Source organism: Ensifer sp. LC11, assembly GCF_001695835.1.
In the GTDB taxonomy this organism is placed as follows: domain Bacteria; phylum Pseudomonadota; class Alphaproteobacteria; order Rhizobiales; family Rhizobiaceae; genus Ensifer.
In genome coordinates, this window is record NZ_MBSO01000023.1 from 381,699 (window position 1) to 400,237 (window position 18,539).

General features: G+C 62.6%; 18 protein-coding genes. 6 read left to right on the forward strand and 12 right to left on the reverse strand.

Annotation, left to right across the window (positions count from 1 at the left end; genetic code table 11):
• Positions 1-2: 2 nt before the first annotated feature.
• Together BBX50_RS17995 and BBX50_RS18000 are read right to left on the reverse strand one after the other, a co-directional pair.
• The gene (locus BBX50_RS17995) at positions 3-515 is read right to left on the reverse strand and encodes a flavin reductase (RefSeq protein ID WP_065776683.1); all 513 of its coding nucleotides are present in this window, start codon (positions 513-515) and stop codon (positions 3-5) included.
• An 8-nt stretch (positions 516-523) separates the two neighbouring features.
• Positions 524-2,086 carry a 4-hydroxyphenylacetate 3-hydroxylase N-terminal domain-containing protein gene (locus BBX50_RS18000; RefSeq protein WP_065776684.1) on the reverse strand — a complete coding sequence of 521 codons (1,563 nt, stop codon included), beginning with the start codon at positions 2,084-2,086 and terminating at the stop codon, positions 524-526.
• A gap of 94 nt (positions 2,087-2,180) precedes the next feature.
• On the opposite strand from BBX50_RS18000, the gene BBX50_RS18005 reads away from it, so the two are divergent.
• The gene (locus BBX50_RS18005) at positions 2,181-3,059 is read left to right on the forward strand and encodes a helix-turn-helix domain-containing protein (RefSeq protein WP_065776685.1); all 879 of its coding nucleotides are present in this window, start codon (positions 2,181-2,183) and stop codon (positions 3,057-3,059) included.
• A 44-nt stretch (positions 3,060-3,103) separates the two neighbouring features.
• Here the strand turns inward: BBX50_RS18005 and BBX50_RS18010 are convergent, their stop codons facing one another.
• The 4 genes from BBX50_RS18010 to BBX50_RS18025 are packed head-to-tail and all read right to left on the reverse strand — an operon-like array spanning position 3,104 to position 7,068.
• A complete protein-coding gene (locus BBX50_RS18010; protein ID WP_065776686.1) occupies positions 3,104-4,228 on the reverse strand; it encodes a P1 family peptidase in 1,125 nt (374 codons plus the stop codon).
• Between the two features lie 2 nt (positions 4,229-4,230).
• Positions 4,231-5,061, reverse strand: coding sequence for an ABC transporter permease (locus tag BBX50_RS18015; protein WP_065776687.1), 831 nt, complete (start codon positions 5,059-5,061; stop codon positions 4,231-4,233).
• A gap of 8 nt (positions 5,062-5,069) precedes the next feature.
• Positions 5,070-5,972, reverse strand: coding sequence for an ABC transporter permease (locus tag BBX50_RS18020; protein ID WP_065776688.1), 903 nt, complete (start codon positions 5,970-5,972; stop codon positions 5,070-5,072).
• A 1-nt stretch (position 5,973) separates the two neighbouring features.
• Positions 5,974-7,068 (reverse strand): ABC transporter ATP-binding protein, encoded by a 1,095-nt coding sequence (locus BBX50_RS18025; protein WP_065776689.1) that lies wholly within the window; start codon positions 7,066-7,068, stop codon positions 5,974-5,976.
• Between the two features lie 168 nt (positions 7,069-7,236).
• Here BBX50_RS18025 and BBX50_RS18030 point away from each other — a divergent pair, with 168 nt between their 5' ends.
• Together BBX50_RS18030 and BBX50_RS18035 are read left to right on the forward strand one after the other, a co-directional pair.
• Positions 7,237-8,310 (forward strand): spermidine/putrescine ABC transporter substrate-binding protein, encoded by a 1,074-nt coding sequence (locus BBX50_RS18030; RefSeq protein WP_201723496.1) that lies wholly within the window; start codon positions 7,237-7,239, stop codon positions 8,308-8,310.
• Between the two features lie 177 nt (positions 8,311-8,487).
• Positions 8,488-9,345 carry a MurR/RpiR family transcriptional regulator gene (locus tag BBX50_RS18035; RefSeq protein ID WP_065776691.1) on the forward strand — a complete coding sequence of 286 codons (858 nt, stop codon included), beginning with the start codon at positions 8,488-8,490 and terminating at the stop codon, positions 9,343-9,345.
• Between the two features lie 17 nt (positions 9,346-9,362).
• On the opposite strand, the gene BBX50_RS18040 is transcribed toward BBX50_RS18035, so the two are convergent.
• The 4 genes from BBX50_RS18040 to BBX50_RS18055 form a co-directional block, all read right to left on the reverse strand.
• Positions 9,363-10,661, reverse strand: a complete 1,299-nt coding sequence (locus BBX50_RS18040) for an amidohydrolase family protein (RefSeq protein WP_065776692.1) — start codon at positions 10,659-10,661, stop codon at positions 9,363-9,365.
• 134 nt (positions 10,662-10,795) lie between these two features.
• Positions 10,796-11,578 carry a sulfite exporter TauE/SafE family protein gene (locus BBX50_RS18045; protein ID WP_065776693.1) on the reverse strand — a complete coding sequence of 261 codons (783 nt, stop codon included), beginning with the start codon at positions 11,576-11,578 and terminating at the stop codon, positions 10,796-10,798.
• A 7-nt stretch (positions 11,579-11,585) separates the two neighbouring features.
• On the reverse strand, positions 11,586-12,461 hold the full coding sequence (locus tag BBX50_RS18050; protein ID WP_065776694.1) for an MBL fold metallo-hydrolase: 876 nt from the start codon (positions 12,459-12,461) through the stop codon (positions 11,586-11,588).
• Positions 12,454-13,950, reverse strand: coding sequence for an aminotransferase class V-fold PLP-dependent enzyme (locus BBX50_RS18055; RefSeq protein WP_083213726.1), 1,497 nt, complete (start codon positions 13,948-13,950; stop codon positions 12,454-12,456). Before BBX50_RS18055 ends, BBX50_RS18050 begins: the two co-directional genes overlap by 8 nt.
• A 100-nt stretch (positions 13,951-14,050) precedes the next feature.
• Between BBX50_RS18055 and BBX50_RS18060 the strand changes: the two genes are divergently transcribed.
• Positions 14,051-14,533: an Lrp/AsnC family transcriptional regulator gene (locus BBX50_RS18060; RefSeq protein ID WP_065776695.1), complete on the forward strand. Its 483-nt coding sequence runs from the start codon at positions 14,051-14,053 to the stop codon at positions 14,531-14,533.
• Positions 14,534-14,563: 30 nt separating this feature from the next.
• Here the strand turns inward: BBX50_RS18060 and BBX50_RS18065 are convergent, their stop codons facing one another.
• Positions 14,564-15,256, reverse strand: a complete 693-nt coding sequence (locus BBX50_RS18065; RefSeq protein ID WP_065776696.1) for an RraA family protein — start codon at positions 15,254-15,256, stop codon at positions 14,564-14,566.
• A 10-nt stretch (positions 15,257-15,266) separates the two neighbouring features.
• Positions 15,267-16,457, reverse strand: coding sequence for a mannonate dehydratase (gene uxuA / locus BBX50_RS18070; RefSeq protein ID WP_065776735.1), 1,191 nt, complete (start codon positions 16,455-16,457; stop codon positions 15,267-15,269).
• A 203-nt stretch (positions 16,458-16,660) separates the two neighbouring features.
• Here uxuA and BBX50_RS18075 point away from each other — a divergent pair, with 203 nt between their 5' ends.
• Together BBX50_RS18075 and BBX50_RS18080 are read left to right on the forward strand one after the other, a co-directional pair.
• Positions 16,661-17,404: a FadR/GntR family transcriptional regulator gene (locus tag BBX50_RS18075; protein ID WP_083213727.1), complete on the forward strand. Its 744-nt coding sequence runs from the start codon at positions 16,661-16,663 to the stop codon at positions 17,402-17,404.
• A 118-nt stretch (positions 17,405-17,522) separates the two neighbouring features.
• Positions 17,523-18,488 carry a substrate-binding domain-containing protein gene (locus BBX50_RS18080; protein WP_065776698.1) on the forward strand — a complete coding sequence of 322 codons (966 nt, stop codon included), beginning with the start codon at positions 17,523-17,525 and terminating at the stop codon, positions 18,486-18,488.
• Positions 18,489-18,539 lie beyond the last annotated feature (51 nt).

Here is an 18,539-nt window from a genome sequence, read left to right on the forward strand (position 1 = left end):
ATCTAGCCGCCGAAACTTCCGAGCTGCGTCGGCACATGCACATAGTTGCGGTCGAAGTAGAGCAGAGCGTTGCCGTCGCTTCGCGAACGGATGCCGACGACCCGGCCGATCAGGATATGGTGCGTTCCCAGAAGCCGCGCTTCGGCGAGTTCGCAGTCGAGCGAAACGATCGCATCCTTGACGGCGAAACTGCCCGATTGCATCTCCACCCAGTCGGCGGCCGCGTAACGCGCCGCCATGTCCTGGGTGGCACCGGCGAAATGGCCGGCGAGGTCCCGGTGGTCGTGGCTGAGCACGTTGACGCAGAAGCGTCGGTTCTCGATGAACAGGCCGCATTGGGTGGAGTTGCGGTTCATGCAGACGAGCAGGGTCGGCGGCTCGTCGGTCACGGAACACATGGCGGTGGCGGTGAAACCGCCGCGCCCGGCGGGTCCGTTGGTCGTGATGACGTTGACCGGCGCGCAGACCCGCGCCATGGCGTTGCGAAACTCCGTTTTTGAGACGAGCGGTTCCATAGCGGGCCTCACTCGGCGGCGTTGCGCAGGGCGGCCGTGTCGTCGAGCGGCGGTAGCCACGTGTCGCCGGTCCAGCCGTTCTCGTCGTAGTCGGCCATGCACTGGTCGACGAGCGCTTCCATCTCCTTGAGACGCCCGCCGCGTTCGGCGCCTTTCAGCACCTGCAGCCGCACCTCTTCGGGCGCGCCGGCGTAGTTGAGCTCATAGAGCGCATGCCGTCCGCCGAACTCCGTGCCGGTCGCATCCCAAAGGAGCTTCATGATCTTGATGCGCTCGATGTGGCCCATGTCGTTCGAGCCACGCACATATTGCGCCAGGTAACGATCGATCTCGGGATTGCCGAAGTCGCGCGCCGACGAGGGCAGATAGATCAACCCGGAAGCGACGACCTTGCGGATCGTCTCGACGACGCGCGGATAGGCCTCCGACATGAAGGTGCGGTAAGAAAGGGCAGCTTCGAGATTGGGAAGCACGGCGCCGTCGGCCCAGGGAATGGGGTTGTGCGCCATGGCGTTGGAAAAACTCCAGAACATGTGGCGGAGGGCGATGACCTCGCCGAGCGCTGCCTGATTGCCGCGGAAGGCGTCGCCGCCGGTGGCACGTAGCGCCTTGGCAAGCAGCCCCGCCAGGAAATCGAGCTTCACCGCAAAACGGGTGCAGCCCTGGAAGCAATAGCCGTGCATGAAGCCTGAGGCCGGGTGGAAGGAGAGGATCTTGGCGGCATCGCGCAGGACAAGTACGTCTTCCCAGGGCACGAAGACATTGTCGAGCACCAGGATCGCGTCGTTCTCGTCGAAGCGCGACGACAGCGGATAGTCGAAGGGATGGCCGACCGTGTTGGCGGTCTGCTCGTAGGAGACCCGGCAGAACATCTTGATGCCGGGCGCGTTCATCGGAACGATGAACATGACGGACAGCGAGGGATCCTCCGTCACCGTCGCCGAGCCCTGCGCCAGGAAATTATAGTGCGTCAGTGCCGAGGAGGTGGCAACCACCTTGGCGCCGGACACGTAGAGGCCGGCATCCGTTTCCTTGGTGATGTGAACGAAGACGTCCTTGACGGCATCCGCCGGCTTGTGCCGGTCGATCGGCGGGTTGACGATCGCATGGTTCATGAAGAGGGCGGCTTCCTGGGCTCTTTTGTGCCAGGCAAGCGCATTGTCCTTGAAGGGGCCGTACCAGTTGGCATTGGCGCCGAGCGTGTTCATCAGCGCCGCCTTGTAGTCGGCGGTGCGGCCCATCCAGCCATAGGACATGCGCGCCCACTCGGCGATCGCGCCCTGCTGGGCTGCAAGATCGGCGGGGGAGCGGGCGACGCGGAAATACTTGTGGGTGTAGCCGCCGGAGCCGGTGTCGGTCGGCGACGTGAGAATGTCCTTCTTCTTGGGGTCGTGCAGCGCGTCATAGAGCCTGGCGAGCGACCGGGCGGAGTTGCGCATCGCCGGGTGGCTGGTCACGTCCTTGATCCGCTCGCCGTTCATATAGACCTCACGGCCGTCGCGCAGGCTTTCCAGATACTCGGCTCCGGTGAAGGGCCGTGTCCTGTCGGCGCGGAAATCCTCTGCTCTCATTGTCTCCTCCTTGAGTTTCGTCAAGGCTAGGCGTTGAAATCGTCCGCCGCCATGGACAGAATGGCAAAATGACTTGCACTTTTTTCGGTGGCGCATGACCGAGGCCATTCCCAGTTTCTTCGTTTACGGTGAACCGGAGCAGCAGCTCGAACCGGGCTTCTTCCATGTCGAGACGGTCATGGCGCGGCGAAATCTGCATCAAGGGCAGGTGAAGGCGCACAAACACGACCAGATGGGGCAGATCACCTACTGGCTGAGCGGTCGCGGCACCTATTTTATCGATGACAAGCCGTTGGACTTTTCCGCACCGGCCGTCAGCTTCGTGCCGAGCGGCATCGTGCACGGATTTTCCGTCGATCCGGAGATAAGCGACGCGGTCGTCGTCTCGGTTGCCGATGGTGCGCTGCTCTCGATCCGGGAGAACACGACGCTGACGCTCGATAGGCCGACGATGATCCGTGGTGATGGCGACGATCGGAACTGGCGTCGCCTTGCCGAACTGCTCGACATCGTCGCCGACGAATATGCGGTCGGTGCGGCCGGCATCCAACAGATGCTCGCCTCGCTGGTCGCCGCCGTGCTTACCCAGATCGCCCGCCTGGCGTCCGCCGTGCCGTCACCGGCCCAGCCGTCGCAGACGATACTGGCGATGGAATTGCGTCGGCTGATCGATGCGCGGTTCCGCGAAAACTGGAGCGTCGGTCAATATACCGATGCACTGGCGACCACGCCGCATCTGCTGGTCAAGGCGGCCAAGGATGCCTTCGGCATGCCGGTCAAGGAACTGATCAACGAGCGGCGCCTGCTGGAGGCCAAGCGCCTGCTGCTCTTCACCGTGCGGCCGCTCGAGGACATTGCCTATGAGATCGGCTTTGCCGACGCCGCCTATTTCTCGCGTTTCTTCCGCCTGCGTGTCGGAGAGGCGCCAAGCGACTGGCGCCGGGCGCGCGTGGGCTCGTCCGGAGCCGGCTAACCGCCCCCCCAGGAGCGGTTGGTTTGGTCGCCGTGACTGCACGGTTACCGGCCGTAAGCCCGCATCACTTCCATCAGCGGCTCGTGCCGGATCGCCTGGATCTTGAAGCGGTCGTGAACCGTGCCGCCGGAATCCTCGGCCGCGATCATCGCATTGACCACCGCCTCTTCGACGCTGTCGACGGTCGCGAGATAGACCGGATCGAGCAGTTCGTCGTTGACGATTTCGAGCGAGAGACGTGGTGGCGCCTTGTGCGCCATCGGCTGGGTGTTGGCGGTGGAGAAGGCAAGGAAGATATCGCCGGAATTGTTGCCGCCGGGCGTGCCGTTGCGGCCGATGCCGATCGCCGCCCGCCGCGCCAGTCGCTTCAGCTGATGCGGCGCCATCGGCAGGTCGGTGGCGATCACGACGATGATCGAGCCACGCTCCTGCATCTGGCTTTGCGGCGTGCTGTCGCGCATGTGTTCGCCGACCGGAACCCCGCGGATCGTCAGCCAGTCGCGCTGTCCGTGATTGGCTTGCACCAGCGCGCCGATCGTATAGTCGCGGCCGCCGAACTCGACGACGCGCGAGGCCGTGCCGGTGCCACCCTTGAAACCATAGGCGATCATGCCGGTGCCGCCGCCGCAGTTGCCCTCCTGCACCGGGCCTGAAGTTGCACTGTCGAGTGCCGCGCGCACGTCCGTTTCGGTGATCGGCTGGCCGTTGATGTCGTTCAGCACGCCGTCATAGGTCTCGGCGACCACCGGCATCAGCCAGAGGAAATCATCCGTATCGTAGGTCGACCGGTAGCGCTCCAGCATCCATTGGATGGTGGCATGATGCGTCATGCCGACGGCGTGGGTGTTGGTGATCATCACGGGCCCGAGGAAGAAGCCGCCGTCTTCGATCCAGTGGGTGCCGGTCATCTCGCCATTGCCGTTGAAGCGGTGCACGCCGGCATAGACAGGGACCGGCGTTTCCGAACCGGAGTGTGGCAATATGGCGGTGACGCCGGTGCGGACAAGGCGTTTGCGGCCGGGGCGAGGGGTCTCTTCCTCGATCGTGCGGAAGCCGACGGCGATGCCTTCGACATCGGTGATGGCGTTGAAACGGCCGGTGCGACCTGAAAAGGGCAGGCCGATATCGCGGGCGCGGGCGGTGGAAGGTATAGAGGTTTTGTCGTTCATGATCATTTCTGCCGGGAGCGAAGATAGAGGCCGAGCGAGGCGACGACGAAGGAGAAGGAGAGCATCATCACGGCAATCGCGTTGATCTCCGGTTTGATGCCGCGCCGAAGCATCGAGAAGATGAACATCGGCAGCGTGGTGACGTCGACGCCGGCGATGAAATAGGTGATGACGAGATCGTCCATCGAGATGATGAAGGCGAGCAGCGCGCCGCCGACGATCGCCGGAAAGAGCTGCGGCAGCACCACCCGGCGAAAGGTCATCCATTCGTTGGCGCCGAGATCGGCCGACGCGTGTTCCAACGTCCTATCCATACCGGCAAGGCGGGCCGAAACGACGATGAAGACATAGGAGATCAGGAAGGTGCACTGGCCGATGATGATCGTCGTCAGCCCCAGCCTGATGCCGGAATTGACGAAGAAGATCAGAAGCGCAATGCCGAGTACGATATCCGGCATCAACATCGGCATGAACATCACCACGCGGTAGAAACGCTGGCCGACGAACTCGAAACGGTAGAGGGCAATCGCGATCGCCGTGCCGAAGACGGTCGCAATCGCCGTCGTCGAGGCGGCGATGACGAGGCTGTTCCACACCGCCTGCAACAACTGTCCTGTTGATTCGATGTAGAGCGCGCTTTCGGACACCTTGGTCTTGAAGCCGAGAACCTGGGCGTACCACTCGGTGGTGAAGCCGGTCCAGGTCATCATGTTCACCGGATTGGCGTTGAACGAATAGACGGCGATGACGGCGAGCGGGATGTAGATGAAGGCGAAGAACAGGCCGGTGTAGGCAAGCAAGCCGCCGGTAAAGAGCGATCGAGCGATTTTCATGGGTCACCTCACCGTGCCAGCGCTGCGGCGGCAGCGCTGCGCCGTCCGGAAAGAACCACATGGGCGACCATCATGATCAGCATGACGCTCATCACCATCATCGCCAATGCTGCGCCGAAGGGCCAGTTGCGGGCGGCGAGGAACTGCTGCTCGATCAGGTTGCCGAACATCATCACCTTGGCGCCGCCAAGGACCGCCGGCACGACAAAATTGCCGAGCGCCGGGATGAAGACGATGACGGCACCACCGGCGATGCCGGGAGCCGTGAGCGGCAGGATGATGCGCCAGAAGGTGCGTATTGGCCCGGCGCCGAGATCGAGCGAGGCGCGCACCAGCGTCCAGTCGAGTTTCTCGACGCTGGCATAGACGGGCATGAACATGAACGGAATGAACACATAGGTCATGCCCAGGATGATTGCGCCCTTGGTGTAGATCAGGTCGAGCGGTCGTTCGGTCAGTCCTGACGAAAGGAGCACCTCGTTGACGAGGCCGGTCTGGCGCAGGATCAGCACCCAGACGAAGAGCCGGACGATCAGGCTGGTGAAGAAGGGTAGCGTGATCAGGAACAGGCAGAAATTCTTAGAGCGCTCCGAAAGCCGGGCGATGCAGAAGGCGGCGGGATAGCAGACGAGAAGGGTCGCCAACACCGTCAGGGCGGCGATCTCGACCGAGCGCAGGAAGATCGCGATATAGATCGGGTCGTACTCCTCGAACATCGGATCGGCAAAACCGAGGATGCGCCCGAAATTATGCGGGTAGAAGGTCCACTCCACGCCGCCATAAAGGCCAGGCGCGAGAAAGCTGGTCACGACCATGATCGCGAGCGGACCGAGGAAGAAGACGGCGAGAAAGGCCGAGACGGGCCCGAGCAGAAGTGCGAGCTGGAAGCGGCGGCGACTGGCGATGGTCATCTTACGCGGCTCCCGTGGTCGTACCGATCAGGTGTACGGCGGCCGGATCATAGGCAAGCCGGGCCTTGCGGGTCTGTTCGACCGTGCCGATGAGGCTGCGGCGGTTGGCCGGAACCTCGGCCACGACCTTGCGGCCCTCGGCGGTGCGGCCGAACAGTTCGAAGGTGGAGCCGACGAAGACGATCTGGTCGAGATCGATGTCGATCGTCGGGAAGGGAGCGTTGTCTTCGGCGAGAAAGAACTGTTCCGGCCGGATCAGCGCCGTCGCCTGTGTCAAAATTCTCCTGTCGCAAGGCTGGTGGCGGATCGCCATGCCATCCGCCGTCATCAGCCGGTCGCCGTCGAGCCTGCCCTCGAAGAGATTGCTGGCGCCGATGAAGGTGGCGACGAAGGTGTTGACCGGATGGTCGTAGATGGCGCGCGGGGTGTCGAGCTGCTGGATGCGTCCACCGGACAGAACCGCGACGCGATCCGACATCGTCAGCGCTTCCTGCTGGTCGTGGGTGACGAAGATGAAGGAGATGCCAAGCTCGTTCTGCAGCGTCTTCAGCTCGATCTGCATCGCCTGGCGCAGGTTCTTGTCGAGCGCCGACAGCGGCTCGTCGAGCAGCAAGAGCTTCGGCCGGGCGATGATGGCGCGTGCCAGCGCCACGCGCTGTTGCTGGCCGCCCGAAAGCTGGCGCGGCCGGCGCGCTTCCATGCCCTCGAGCCCGACCATCTTCAGGGCGGCGGCGACCTTTTCACGCCGCTCCGGCTTGGCGACGCCCGCAACCTCCAGCGAATAGGCGACGTTCTCGCCGACCGTCATATGCGGAAACAGCGCGTAGTTCTGGAAGACAGTGTTGACAGGGCGGCGATAGGGCGGCCGGTCGGTCATGTCCTCGCCGTCGATCAGGATAGAGCCGCCGTCGAGCTCGACGAAACCGCTGATCGCCTGAAGAAGCGTGGTCTTGCCGCAGCCGGAAGGCCCGAGCAAGGTCAGGAATTCGTTGCGGCGGACGTTAAGATCGATGCGGTCGAGAGCGGTCACGATGCCGCCTTCCGGAGTGGTGAAGGCCTTGCTCGCCTCCACCAGCCGGACGATGGAATTCTGCATACTTCTGTTCCCCAAAATGTTATGCAAATAACGCTTGTGCGTTTTGGATATATGGATACCATTTGCCTATCGGAGTCAACGGCCACCAGAAGCCGTGATCCGGAAGCGGCCGGCAAGGCCGTTGAGGGCCATCCGGCCGCAGACCATCAGAGGAGAATATCGATGACAATGACAAACGGGGTAACGCGCCGAAGCAGGAGAGCTTTCGCGACCCGTGCGCGCACCGTGGCACTCTCTTTGGCGACGCTGATCGCTCTTTTCGGCACGGCCTCGGCGGCCGAGCTCAACATCTACAACTGGGGCGAATACATCAACCCGGCGGTTCTGAAGAAGTTCGAGGAAGAGACCCAGATCAAGGTCAATCTCTCGACCTATTCCTCGAACGAGGAGATGCTGGCGAAGATCCAGGGCGGTGCCACCGGCTATGATATCGTCTTCCCGTCGGTGCACATGCAGGACATCATGGCCAAGCTCGACCTGCTCGAGAAGACCGATATCAGCAGCTACGAGGGCTTCAAGAACATCGACCCGACCTTCCTGCGGGCCAAGAGCGACCCGAAGGGCGAATATTGCCTGCCCTACGCCTTCGGCTCGGTCGGCATCCTCTATAACCGCAAGCTGCTCGGCAAGGACGTGACCGGCTGGCGCGACCTGATCGAAACGGTGAAGGCCAAAGGGCTGAAGTTCACGCTGCTCGACGACATGCGTGAAGTGCTCTCGGTCGGCCTCATCCTCAATGGCCACAAGGTCAATTCGACCGATCCGGCGGAACTGCAGCAGGCGGCCGACACGATCATCGCGATGAAGCCCGACGTTGCCGCCTTTACCTATGACACCCGCCCGATGGTTGCTGCTGGTGATGTTGCGGCCGGTCACTTCTTCGTCGGCTCGATGGTCGATGTCTTCGCCAATCCGAAGGATCTTGGCTACGTGATACCCGAGGAAGGCGCGACGATGTACCAGGAGGATATCTGCGTGCTGAAGTCGGCCCCAAACAGGGACAACGCCATCAAGTTCCTGCAGTTCTATACCCGCCCGGAAGTGGCGGCGCTCAACATCGAGCAGCAGACGAACGGCACGGCCAACGTGCCAGCGCGGCAATTGACCCCCGAGCAGATCAAGAATAGCAAGGAAATCAACCCGCCGCCGGAAACCATGCAGAAACTGCAGATTTTCGAAGACCTCGGCCCCGGCGTGCGCCAGCTCGATCGGGTGTGGACGAAGGTGAAGACGGCGCAATAAACACGGATGCGACGGGACGACAGGAGCGGATGCGGCGGTTCGTTACCCGGCATCCGCTTCAGGAGCACAGCATGTTTCCTTAAACCCTGGCTGAGGATAAACATGCAGCAATTCAAAGTGCTCCGGCGACCTTTGCCCGTCTGACAAGACGGGTGGCGCTGTGGAATGGGAGGGGACGTGGCACCGCGCATCCTGAAGCTGCTGCGCAGCGACGAGATGAGACGCTCGAAGTCGGACAAGCTCATCGCCAACTACATCGAGCGCAATCTCGCCGAAATCCCGTTCGAGACGGCGCGCTCGATCGCGACTCGGCTCGAAGTCTCGCCGATGACCGTCGGGCGCTATCTCCGACGCTTAGGCTTCGATGGCCTCGACCAGCTGAAGCATGAGCTCAGGCGTGATGGCTCCAACAATCCCGCCTGGCAGGTCAAGGGGTCGGTCGGCCGGCTGCGGGAGGATAACCGCGAAGGCAAGCTGCTCGCCGGCCTGATCCAGCAGCAGGTCGACAATCTCGGCATGATCTACGAGTTGACGACCGCGCCTGAATGGCAGCAGACGATCGATGCGCTGATCTCTGCAAGCGAAGTCTACGTCGCGGCCTATCAGAACGTTCGCGGCATCGCCCAATATTTCGCCAGCCAGCTGTCCTACACTAGGCCCCGCGTCCAGTTCGTCGACGGCCTCAACGGCACCTATGCCGAGCTGCTCGACGGTTCGGTCGAAGGCCGGGTCCTGTTCCTGCACGATGTCCGCCGTTTCGCCGCCAAGGCGCGGCCCTTGGCCGAGGAAGCCCGCCGCGCCGGCGTCAAGGTGATCCTTTACACCGACGAGTTCTGCCCCTGGGCGCCCGAGGTTTCCGACATCTGCCTTGTCGTGCCCGGCTCGCACGGTCCGCTCTGGGATGGGGCGGCGACGACGGTCGCTGTCATGGACCTGCTTCTGAGCAACATCATCGTCGTGCTTGGGGACGATGTTGGCGAGCGTGTCGCCCAATTGACCCGATTGCAGAACGTCTTTGGCGATTTCGAGGATTGAAGTCGCGGCCTCTCGGCTCAACTACCCCCCGTCTGCGGGATGTAATCCAGCCCGATGTCGATCGATGCCGGACGGCCGTCGAGAAAAAGTTCGCCGATGCGCGGTGCCGTCCTGGCGATGATCTTGCCCGCCTTGATCACGAACAGCCGGTTCGGCTTCAGCCGCAGGGCCTCGTTGATGTCGGCCGCCTGCAAGAGGACAAGATCGGCCTTGCAGCCGATATCCAGCCCGTAACCTTCAAGCCCCATGGTCTTGGCGGAGTTCACGGTGATCGCGTCGAAGATCTTCCTCTTGTCCTCGATGCCGCCCATCTGTGTCACATGCACGGCCATGTGTGCGACTTCCAGCATGTCGCCCGATCCCATCGAGTACCAGGGATCCATGACGCAGTCGTGCCCGAAGGAGACGTTGAGCCCTGCAGCCATCAATTCCTTGACCCGCGTCATGCCGCGCCGCTTCGGATAGGTGTCGTGACGCCCCTGCAGCATGATGTTGATCAGCGGATTGGGGATCACGTTGATCCTGGCCTCCGCCATCAGCGGAATGAGCTTGGAAACGTAGTAGTTGTCCATCGAGTGCATCGAGGTCAGGTGCGACCCGGCGACGCGTCCCTGAAGCCCGAAGCGCACGGTCTCGGCCGCCAGCGTTTCGATGTGGCGCGACAGCGGATCGTCGGTCTCGTCGCAATGCATGTCGACCGGCAGGCCGCGCTCGGCGGCGATCCGGCAGAGCGCTTCCACCGAACGTGTGCCGTCCGCCATCGTGCGCTCGAAGTGGGGAATGCCGCCGACGATACCGACGCCCATGTCGAGGGCGCGGTTCAGTGACGCCACTCCATCAGGCGCGCGAAAATAGCCGTCCTGCGGGAAGGCGACGAGCTGCAGGTCGATATAGGGCGCGACCTTCTCCTTGACCTCCAGCAGCGCCTCGGCGGTAACGAGCCGAGGATCGGAGGTGTCCACATGGCTGCGGATGGCAAGAAGCCCCTGGCTGACGGCGAGATCGCAATAGCGCAGCGCCCGCTCGATCAGCGCCTCCTTGGTCAAGGACGGGCGCAGCTCGCCCCAGAGCGCAATGCCTTCGAGCAGCGTGCCCGAGACGTTCATCCGCGGCAGGCCGAGCGAGAGCGTCGCATCCATGTGGAAATGCGGGTCGCAGAAGGGCGGACTGAGTAGCCGGCCGGTGGCGTCGATCTCTTCGCCTGATGTTGCGGCAAGGGTCTTTTCGATCGCGGAGATCTTTCCGCCCCTGACGCCGACGTCGACGCCCTGGCGTCCGTCCGGAAGGTTGGCGCTGCGTATGATCAGGTCGAACATAGATGGCTTCTCCGGTGTCGCGACGATTAAGGTCTCACCGCTGATCGCGGCGAGAGAATCCCAAGCATGCCAGCAATAGCATCCGGGCGTGGTTTCCGGTCAAGCGCCGCCGGCTAAGGACAGGCCATGCCGGATCACGGCGCTCCGTAGCTGCGCCAGAGAACATAGAGGCTGACGGAAAAGATGATGCCACGGAAAATCTGCGTCAGGGTATCGCGCTGGGTCGAAAGCCGGGTGGAGACGATGGTGCCGATGATCCCGCCGGCTATGCCGCCCAAGATGAAGTAGCCAGCGATCTGCCAATCCACCAATCCCGACGATGCGTAGTTGATCGCCGTCGTCAGACCGAAGGTGCCAACGGCCAGAAGCGATGTGCCGACCGCATTGATGAGCGGCATGCCGGTCGCAAGCAGCAACCCTGGAACGATCAGGAAGCCGCCGCCAATGCCGAAGAAACCGGAACAGGTGCCGGTGAGAAGCGCCGTCAATCCGGTCTTGCCATGTGTCCGGATCGAGAGCGACTGCGGCGTAGCTGCCGTATCGCATTTTACCTTCCGCATGGCGAAGCTGACGAACATCATTACGAGCCCGAACAGGAACAGCAGCCGCTGTCCGTCGACCAGCTTGCCGAGGCTGGAGCCGAGATAGGCGCCAAGCGAACCGGCGACCGTGAAGATCAGGGCGCAGCGCCACCAGAGATGGCCGCGAAGCGCATGACTGATCAGGTTCATATAGGCATTGGCCGAAACGGCAAGCGCACCGGTACCGAGCGCCGTATGCACGTCGCGGATACCGACGACATAGATCAACAGCGGCGTCGCGAGAATCGAGCCGCCACCGCCGATCAGCCCGAGCGTGAAGCCGGTCAGTGATCCGGAGCCGATCGCGAGCAACATCTGCTGGAAGGGATCCGCCATGGCGCCGCTATCCCCAGACCGAACCGGGAAGGGCGTCGAGCGGTATCTTCAGATAGCGTCGACCGTTGTCTTCGGCAGCAGGAAGCTCACCGCCACGAACATTCACCTGCAGCGCATGCAGAATGAGCTTCGGCATCGGCAGGGCCCGGTCGCGGGCTTCGCGCAGGCTGACGAAATCGGCCTCGGACTTGCCGGAAACATGCGGGTTTTTGGCCCTCTGCTCCGCGACCGTGCTTTCCCAGCGCGCCTCGCGGCCGCCGGCGCAATAATCGTGACCGGTGAACAGGCGTGTGTCGTCGGGCAGTGCCAGGATCGCCTGGATCGAGCGCCAAAGGTCGGCAGCGCTGCCGCCCGGAAAATCGGCACGGGCAGAGCCGCTGTCGGGCATGAACAGCGTGTCGTGAATGAAGGCTGCGTCACCGATCACATAGCTGATCGAGGCGAGCGTATGTCCAGGTGAATGCAGGACGCGAGCCTTGAGTTCGCCGATCCGGAAGGTCTCGCCATCGACAAACAGCCGGTCCCACTGCGAGCCGTCGCAGGCAAAATCCGGCCAGTTGTAGATCGCCTTCCAGATCCGCTGCACGCCCTTCACATGCTCGCCGATACCAGTCGGCGCACCGGTCTTTTCCTTGAGATAACGCGCTGCTGAGAAATGATCGGCATGGGGATGGGTGTCGAGGATCCACTCAACCGTCAGCCCCTTGGCGGCAATATGCGCGAGGATCGCGTCGGCGTTTTTCGTGGCGGTCGAGCCCGATTTCTCGTCGAAATCCAGCACTGGGTCGATGATCGCGCATTTGCCCGTCGCCGGGTCGGCGACGACATACTGGATGCTGCCGGTGCGGGCATCGTAAAAGCCGGTCACATCGGGCTTATGCATAGGCGCGGGCCTCGTCAGCCGTCGTGCACGGAAAGAAGATCGCGCGGGTCGAGTCGAAATCGTAGTCGGCTTCATAAACCGGCGCGTCCGCCGCCAGTTGCGCGACGCAATCGAGGATGAACGTCACTTTCTCGTCGGAGAGAAGGACGCTGAAATTCAGGCGCGTGAAGCCCGGCTTCTCGATTTCCTCGCCGGCGAGGATAGCCTGGCGGATCTGTTCGGAGTGCTCCGTGTCGATCGACAGCAGGCGATGAACGTAAGGCCCGGCGCAGGCGCAGCCGCCGCGCGCCTGGATGCCGAAGCGGTCGCTGAGCATGCGGGTGACCAGCTGCTGGTGGACATAGCCACCCTTGCCGTTGCTGATGCGGAACGAAAAGATCGGCAGGCGGTCCGGCTCCTGAAGGCCGAGCAGCTCCAGTTGCGGTATCGCCTTCCACGCGGCAAACGCCCGCTCTGTCAGCGCCCGGTTACGCTTTGTCATCTCTTCAAGGCCGATCGCATGCTTGACGATGAAGGCAAGGGCCGCGCGGATGTCACCGACGACGTTCGGCGTTCCCGCCTCTTCGCGGGCTTCGAGATTGCCGCTGTAGTCGTGGGTGTCCGGCGAGACGAACTTGACCGTGCCGCCGCCTGGCCAGGTCGGCTTGTCGGTCATGACGCTGCCGCGACGGACGATCAGGATGCCGGAGGCCCCCGGGCCGCCGATGAACTTGTGTGGCGAGACGACGATGGCATCGATGTCGGCGCCGGCCTCCGGCGACATCGCAATCGGAACATAGGGGCCGGCACCGGCATAGTCCCAGATCATCTTTGCGCCGGCGGCCTTGACCATACGGGTGATGGCCGCGACGTCGCTGGTGATGCCGGTGATGTTCGAACCGGCAGAGAGGGCGCAGACCGTCAGATCTGGCGACCCGGCGCCGAGCGCTGCGGCAAGTTGGACAAGGTCCGGACCGCCCGCCGGGCATTCGGCGATCTCGACGATCTGCGCGCCGCTCTCGCGCCAGGGCAGAATGTTGGAGTGATGCTCGTAGGGGCCGATGACGACGCGGACGTTTTTGCCGGCAGCGACGGCCTCGGTGACGCCGAAAAGCGCGACCAGCCGGTTGATGCCTGAGGTCGCGCCGGAACCGGTGAAGATCACGGCATGGTCGGCAGTCGCGCCGCAGAATTCGCCGATCAGCGCGCGGGCTTCCCGGCGCATCCGGGTCATGAAGCCCCCGCAATAGGAGGCTTCGGTGTGGCTGTTGGCGTAATAGGGCAGGACTTCGTCGAGCACGAAATTTTCGATGATGCGCAGCGCGCGGCCGGAGGCAACATAGTCGGCATAGACCAGTGCCTTCATGCCGTAGGGACCGGCGATCTGCGCCTTTGCACCAACGAGATCGTCGCGCAGGTCGGCGACGAGGCCCGGTCGGTTCAGGGCCTGACGGAACCGGGCGAGCGGGGAAAAAGCCTCGCAGGGCTGGTGGACGGCAGGCACGATCATCTCGCTGACTCCTCGGAGCGGACATTGACAGCAATTGTAATCCGGTCCAGGGTCGAAAAGTTCACCTCTTTTCTGCAGTTTTGCCAATGGATTGTGTCATATGATCGAATCTTCGTTCAAAATCGATGCTTTCGATCTGAACATTCTTGCCGCATTGCAAAAAGATTCGTCGCTGTCGCAACGGGATCTGGCCGAGAAGGTCGGTCTGTCGCAAAACGCCTGCTGGCGACGCCTGCAGCGCCTGCAGGCGCTCGGCCTGATCCGGGGCTCGCATGCGGACATCGATCTCAGCGCGCTCGGGCTGGATCTGACCGTGTTCGTGATGATCCGCACCCGCCATCATTCCAAGGAATGGAGCGACGGCTTCCGGCAGCATGTCGAGCGATTGCCGGAGGTGATCGACTTCTATCGCATCGGGGGGGATTGGGACTACCTGATCAAGGTGGTGACCCGGGGCATGCGCGGCTACGACGCCTTCTATCAGAAACTCATCACCAACTTCGATCTGGCGACCGTCACCGGCTTCTTCTCGATGGAGGCGATCATCAACAATCGCCCCGTGGATTTGAGCCGGCTGAAGTAGGGCGCCGGTTCTCCCGGCGCCTTACACGCATCACATGACGCCGAAGCGCTCGAAAGCCTCGACGGTGCTCATGCCGGCCTCGATCGCGAGGCGCACCTTATTTTCGGTTTCGGCCTTTTCGAAAGCAAGCGCGATCGCTTCCACTTCCGCCTCGCGCGGGATGATGAGCACGCCGTCGCGGTCGCCGAAGAGAATGTCGCCGGGCCGGATGCGGATGCCGCCGATCTCGATCGGGATGCCGTAGTCGACGACCTTCCCGCGCGGTCCCTGGTCCTGCGCGTAGGAGCCGTAACAGAAGGTCGGGAAATCGAGAGCAAGAATGCCGGCGCTGTCGCGGCAATAGCCGTCGCAGATCGCGCCGGCTGCCTTGAGCTTCATGGCGCGTGTCGACATCAGCTCGCCCCAGACCGCGTAGCGCGGCGAAGAGCCGGAGCAGACATAGATCTCGTTTGGTTTCAGGCTGTCGAGCGCGTGAAACATCAGGCCGAAGGGTTTTGTGCTGAATTCCGAATGACCGTTCGTCTCGGTGGTGGCGAAGAAATCCGCTTCCAGCACCGGCATTGCCCGCCCGATAGCAACCATGTCGTCGCGCAGGGCCCGGATACTTGGCGGCAGAAACTGGTGCTGCAGGCCCATCGTATCGAGAATATCGCCGACCACGGCCGTGAACAACCGGCTGCGCATGGCGGCAAACAGTTCGGTGTCGTCTTTAAAACCTGTCATTTCTTTCCCCTCAAGCCTTTTGCGCCATGGCGGTGACGATGCCCTGCATGACGCCTCTGATTTCCGCGAGACCCTTCAGCCGGCCAATCAGCGAGTAGCCGGGATTGATCCGGTCCTTGCCGATATCGTCGGCGAGTAGGTGGCCGTGGTCGGGCCGAAGCGGAATCTGCCAGTCGGCGCGACCTTCCCGAACGCGGCGCTCCTGCTCCTGCATCAGCGCGAAGATTACCGCCGGCATGTCACTCGATCCGCCGAGATGGTCCGCCTCGTAGAAGGAGCCGTCCTCCTCCCGCTGGACGTTGCGCAGGTGGGCAAAGTGGATGCGCGGGCCGAATTCACGAACCATGGCCGGCAGGTCGTTGTCGGCGCGCGTGCCGTAGGACCCGGTGCAGAAGGTGATGCCGTTGGCCGGGCTGTCGACAGCGGCGAGAATACGTCTGACATCGGCCGCGGTGGAAACGATGCGCGGCAGGCCATAGAGCGAAAACGCCGGGTCATCGGGATGGATGCAGAGCCGGATACCGACCTCTTCTGCGACCGGCACGATCTCCCTGAGGAAGCGCGCCAGGTTGGCATGCAGATGGTCCGCCGTCACGCCGTCATATTCGGCAAGTGCTGCTAGAAAGCTCGTCCGGTTGAACTGGCGCTCCGTTGCCGGTAGGCCGGCAATGAGATTGCGCTCGATCCTGTCGATCTTGGTCTGCTCCATCTCCGCCAGGCGTTGGCGTGCAACGAAGATCTGCCGTTCGGAGTAGCTTTCCTCGACATGCGGTCGCCTCAGCACGAAGAGGTCGTAAGCGGCAAAGTCGATGGCGTCGAAGCGCAGCGCGTAGCCACCGCTCGGCAAGGGCTGCATCAGTTCGGTCCGCGTCCAGTCGACCACAGGCATGAAATTGTAGCAGACGGTGGTTATGCCCGCTCGTGCCAAAGCACGGAGCGTGTCCTTGTACCAGCCGATGTAGCGGCCGCTATCGGTGGTCGCGAGCTTGATCGAATTGTGAACTGGAATGCTCTCGACGACGCTCCAGCGCATGCCGGCCGCTTCGATCAGCGCCTTTTGCGCAAGAATGGCCTCATCCGGCCAGGGTGAGCCGTCATAGATGTGATGCAGCGCCGAGACGATCCCCGTCGCACCCGCTTGCCGGATGTGGCCGAGCGGCACCGGATCGTCAGGCCCATACCAGCGAAAGCACTCTTCCATCAGTTTCATGCAGAACTCCTGCCCACTTTGGGTGGCTATTGTTGGACCACGTCCGTCAATAATGTCCGATTGGTCCAACAATTCAAGCCTGCAGAGCGCGATTTTGGGCGAAGAACGGCAGATTTATGTGAAAGTTGAGAGTTTACGCTTGACTGAGAATGAAATCTGGACCAGCAAATAGATCATCGCAGGGAGGATGAGCGGTGAGCAGTTCTGTACGGGAAGACGCTTTGTCGGGTGTAGAGCCTGTCGAGCCGGGCAAGACCTCGGCAGTCGATCGATTGGTCGAGCAGATCCGCGACATGATTTCCGAGCGCGGTCTCGGCATCGGCGATGCGTTGCCAACCGAACGTGATCTCGGCGAGCAGTTCCAGGCCGGCCGCAATACCGTGCGCGAGGCCCTGCAGGTGCTGCGCGCCTATGGCATGGTCGAGACGCGGCCGAAGGTTGGTGCCGTCATCAGTGGCGGCCATGGCGAGGCGATCCGACGGCTTTTCGCCTTCCACAACGGTATTTCGCCGGACTCCTTCCGCGACCTGCAGGGCTTTCGGCGCATTATCGAGACCGGTGTCGGCGAGCACATCATCCTGACGGCCACCGATGCAGATTTCGACCGTCTGGACGCGATCAACGCGCGCATCCTCGAGGCCGAAAGCGTCGAGGAAGCGGCGCAGTGCGACTACCAATTTCATTCGGCGATCGTCGAACTCGCAGGCAACCGCACGACGCTTGCCGCCTATCACATGTTGCGCTCGGTGATCGAGGAGGTCATGCGGCTCGGCAAGGCGGAGCGTCCCGTGCATGCGGCAACCTACGAGGCGCATGCGGAAATCATCCGGGCGCTCAGGGCCCGTGACCGCATCGCCTACGTCTACCTGATGAGCCGCCACCTGGAGTTCGGCATCCGCTTCGTCGACGCCGCGCCCGGCGGTCAGCCGTTGCGATGAACACATAGACGATTTCGCCTGAGCCGCTGACGACGTGAGCGGTGACGGCATCCGTTTGCCGGATCCACTCGCCCGTTGGTCCGGCGGCACGAACAGGGCACTTGGGAGGAGAACCAGCATGAACAATTCGAAACGCCATATCCTGGCGCTGGCAGCGCTGCTTGCCACCGTCAGCTTTGCGCCGGGCGCAGCCTTTGCCGGCGGCAAGGCCATCGCCGGCATCGTCTTTCAGCAGGACCAGTATTTCCGCGGCATCCAGATCGGCATGGAGAAGGCGGCGGAAGCCGCCGGCGACGAGCTTCTGGCCGGCAACAGCGACAGCAAGCTCGAAAAAGAGGCGCAGCTGATCGATACCTATATCGCCCGCGGCGTGAACTCGATCGTCGTGGCGCCGCTTTCGGCCGACGCCTCGGTACCGGCGCTGAAGAAGGCGCGTGACGCTGGCATCACGGTCGTCACCTACGGCACGTCGGCCAATGGCGACGTCGCCCAGGCGACAGTGACGAGTTCGGACCGCGATATCGGCATCGGCACCGGGAAGGCTGCGACCGATTTCCTAAAGACGCTCGACAACGGCGGGAAGGTCAAGATCGGTACGCTCGCCTTCAAGGCGCTGCTTCCGGAACAGTCGAATGCCCGCGTCGACGGGTTTCTGAGCGTCGTCAAGGACCAGGTGGACATCGTCGCCCAGCAGGACGCCTGGCTTGCTGAAAAGGCGCTCGCCGTCGCAAGCGACATGCTGACGGCCAATCCCGATATCCGCGTCATCTATGCCGCCAACGAAGGCGGCACGATCGGCGCGGTACAGGCGGTGAAGAAGGCCGGCCTTGAGGGCAAGGTCTTCGTCTTCGGCACCGACGGTTCCGAGCAGCTCGCCAACATGCTCTTGAACTCCGACAACGTGCTGCAGGCAACGACGGCCCAGCAGCCGCTGGAGGTCGGGAAGCAGGCAATCGAGGCGGCGCAGAACCTGCTCGACGGCAAGAAGATCGAGACCAAGGTGAACGTGCCTGTGCTGCCGCTGACCCGCGCTAATGCTGAAGGCGTCGCAGCCTACAAGGAAGGTCTCAAGGCCCTGAAGTGATTGGGCCCTACTGCATGTTTCCTTTAATCTTAGCCGATTAAAGGACAAAAA

Bases quoted from the DNA above. Each gene is read 5' to 3' on its own strand.
- BBX50_RS17995 (WP_065776683.1), bottom strand. From the start codon at position 515: ATGGAACCGCTCGTCTCAAAAACGGAGTTTCGCAACGCCATGGCGCGG.
- BBX50_RS18000 (WP_065776684.1), bottom strand. From the start codon at position 2,086: ATGAGAGCAGAGGATTTCCGCGCCGACAGGACACGGCCCTTCACCGGA.
- BBX50_RS18005 (WP_065776685.1), top strand. From the start codon at position 2,181: ATGACCGAGGCCATTCCCAGTTTCTTCGTTTACGGTGAACCGGAGCAG.
- BBX50_RS18010 (WP_065776686.1), bottom strand. From the start codon at position 4,228: ATGAACGACAAAACCTCTATACCTTCCACCGCCCGCGCCCGCGATATC.
- BBX50_RS18015 (WP_065776687.1), bottom strand. From the start codon at position 5,061: ATGAAAATCGCTCGATCGCTCTTTACCGGCGGCTTGCTTGCCTACACC.
- BBX50_RS18020 (WP_065776688.1), bottom strand. From the start codon at position 5,972: ATGACCATCGCCAGTCGCCGCCGCTTCCAGCTCGCACTTCTGCTCGGG.
- BBX50_RS18025 (WP_065776689.1), bottom strand. From the start codon at position 7,068: ATGCAGAATTCCATCGTCCGGCTGGTGGAGGCGAGCAAGGCCTTCACC.
- BBX50_RS18030 (WP_201723496.1), top strand. From the start codon at position 7,237: ATGACAAACGGGGTAACGCGCCGAAGCAGGAGAGCTTTCGCGACCCGT.
- BBX50_RS18040 (WP_065776692.1), bottom strand. From the start codon at position 10,661: ATGTTCGACCTGATCATACGCAGCGCCAACCTTCCGGACGGACGCCAG.
- BBX50_RS18045 (WP_065776693.1), bottom strand. From the start codon at position 11,578: ATGGCGGATCCCTTCCAGCAGATGTTGCTCGCGATCGGCTCCGGATCA.
- BBX50_RS18050 (WP_065776694.1), bottom strand. From the start codon at position 12,461: ATGCATAAGCCCGATGTGACCGGCTTTTACGATGCCCGCACCGGCAGC.
- BBX50_RS18055 (WP_083213726.1), bottom strand. From the start codon at position 13,950: ATGATCGTGCCTGCCGTCCACCAGCCCTGCGAGGCTTTTTCCCCGCTC.
- BBX50_RS18060 (WP_065776695.1), top strand. From the start codon at position 14,051: ATGATCGAATCTTCGTTCAAAATCGATGCTTTCGATCTGAACATTCTT.
- BBX50_RS18065 (WP_065776696.1), bottom strand. From the start codon at position 15,256: ATGACAGGTTTTAAAGACGACACCGAACTGTTTGCCGCCATGCGCAGC.
- uxuA (WP_065776735.1), bottom strand. From the start codon at position 16,457: ATGGAAGAGTGCTTTCGCTGGTATGGGCCTGACGATCCGGTGCCGCTC.
- BBX50_RS18080 (WP_065776698.1), top strand. From the start codon at position 17,523: ATGAACAATTCGAAACGCCATATCCTGGCGCTGGCAGCGCTGCTTGCC.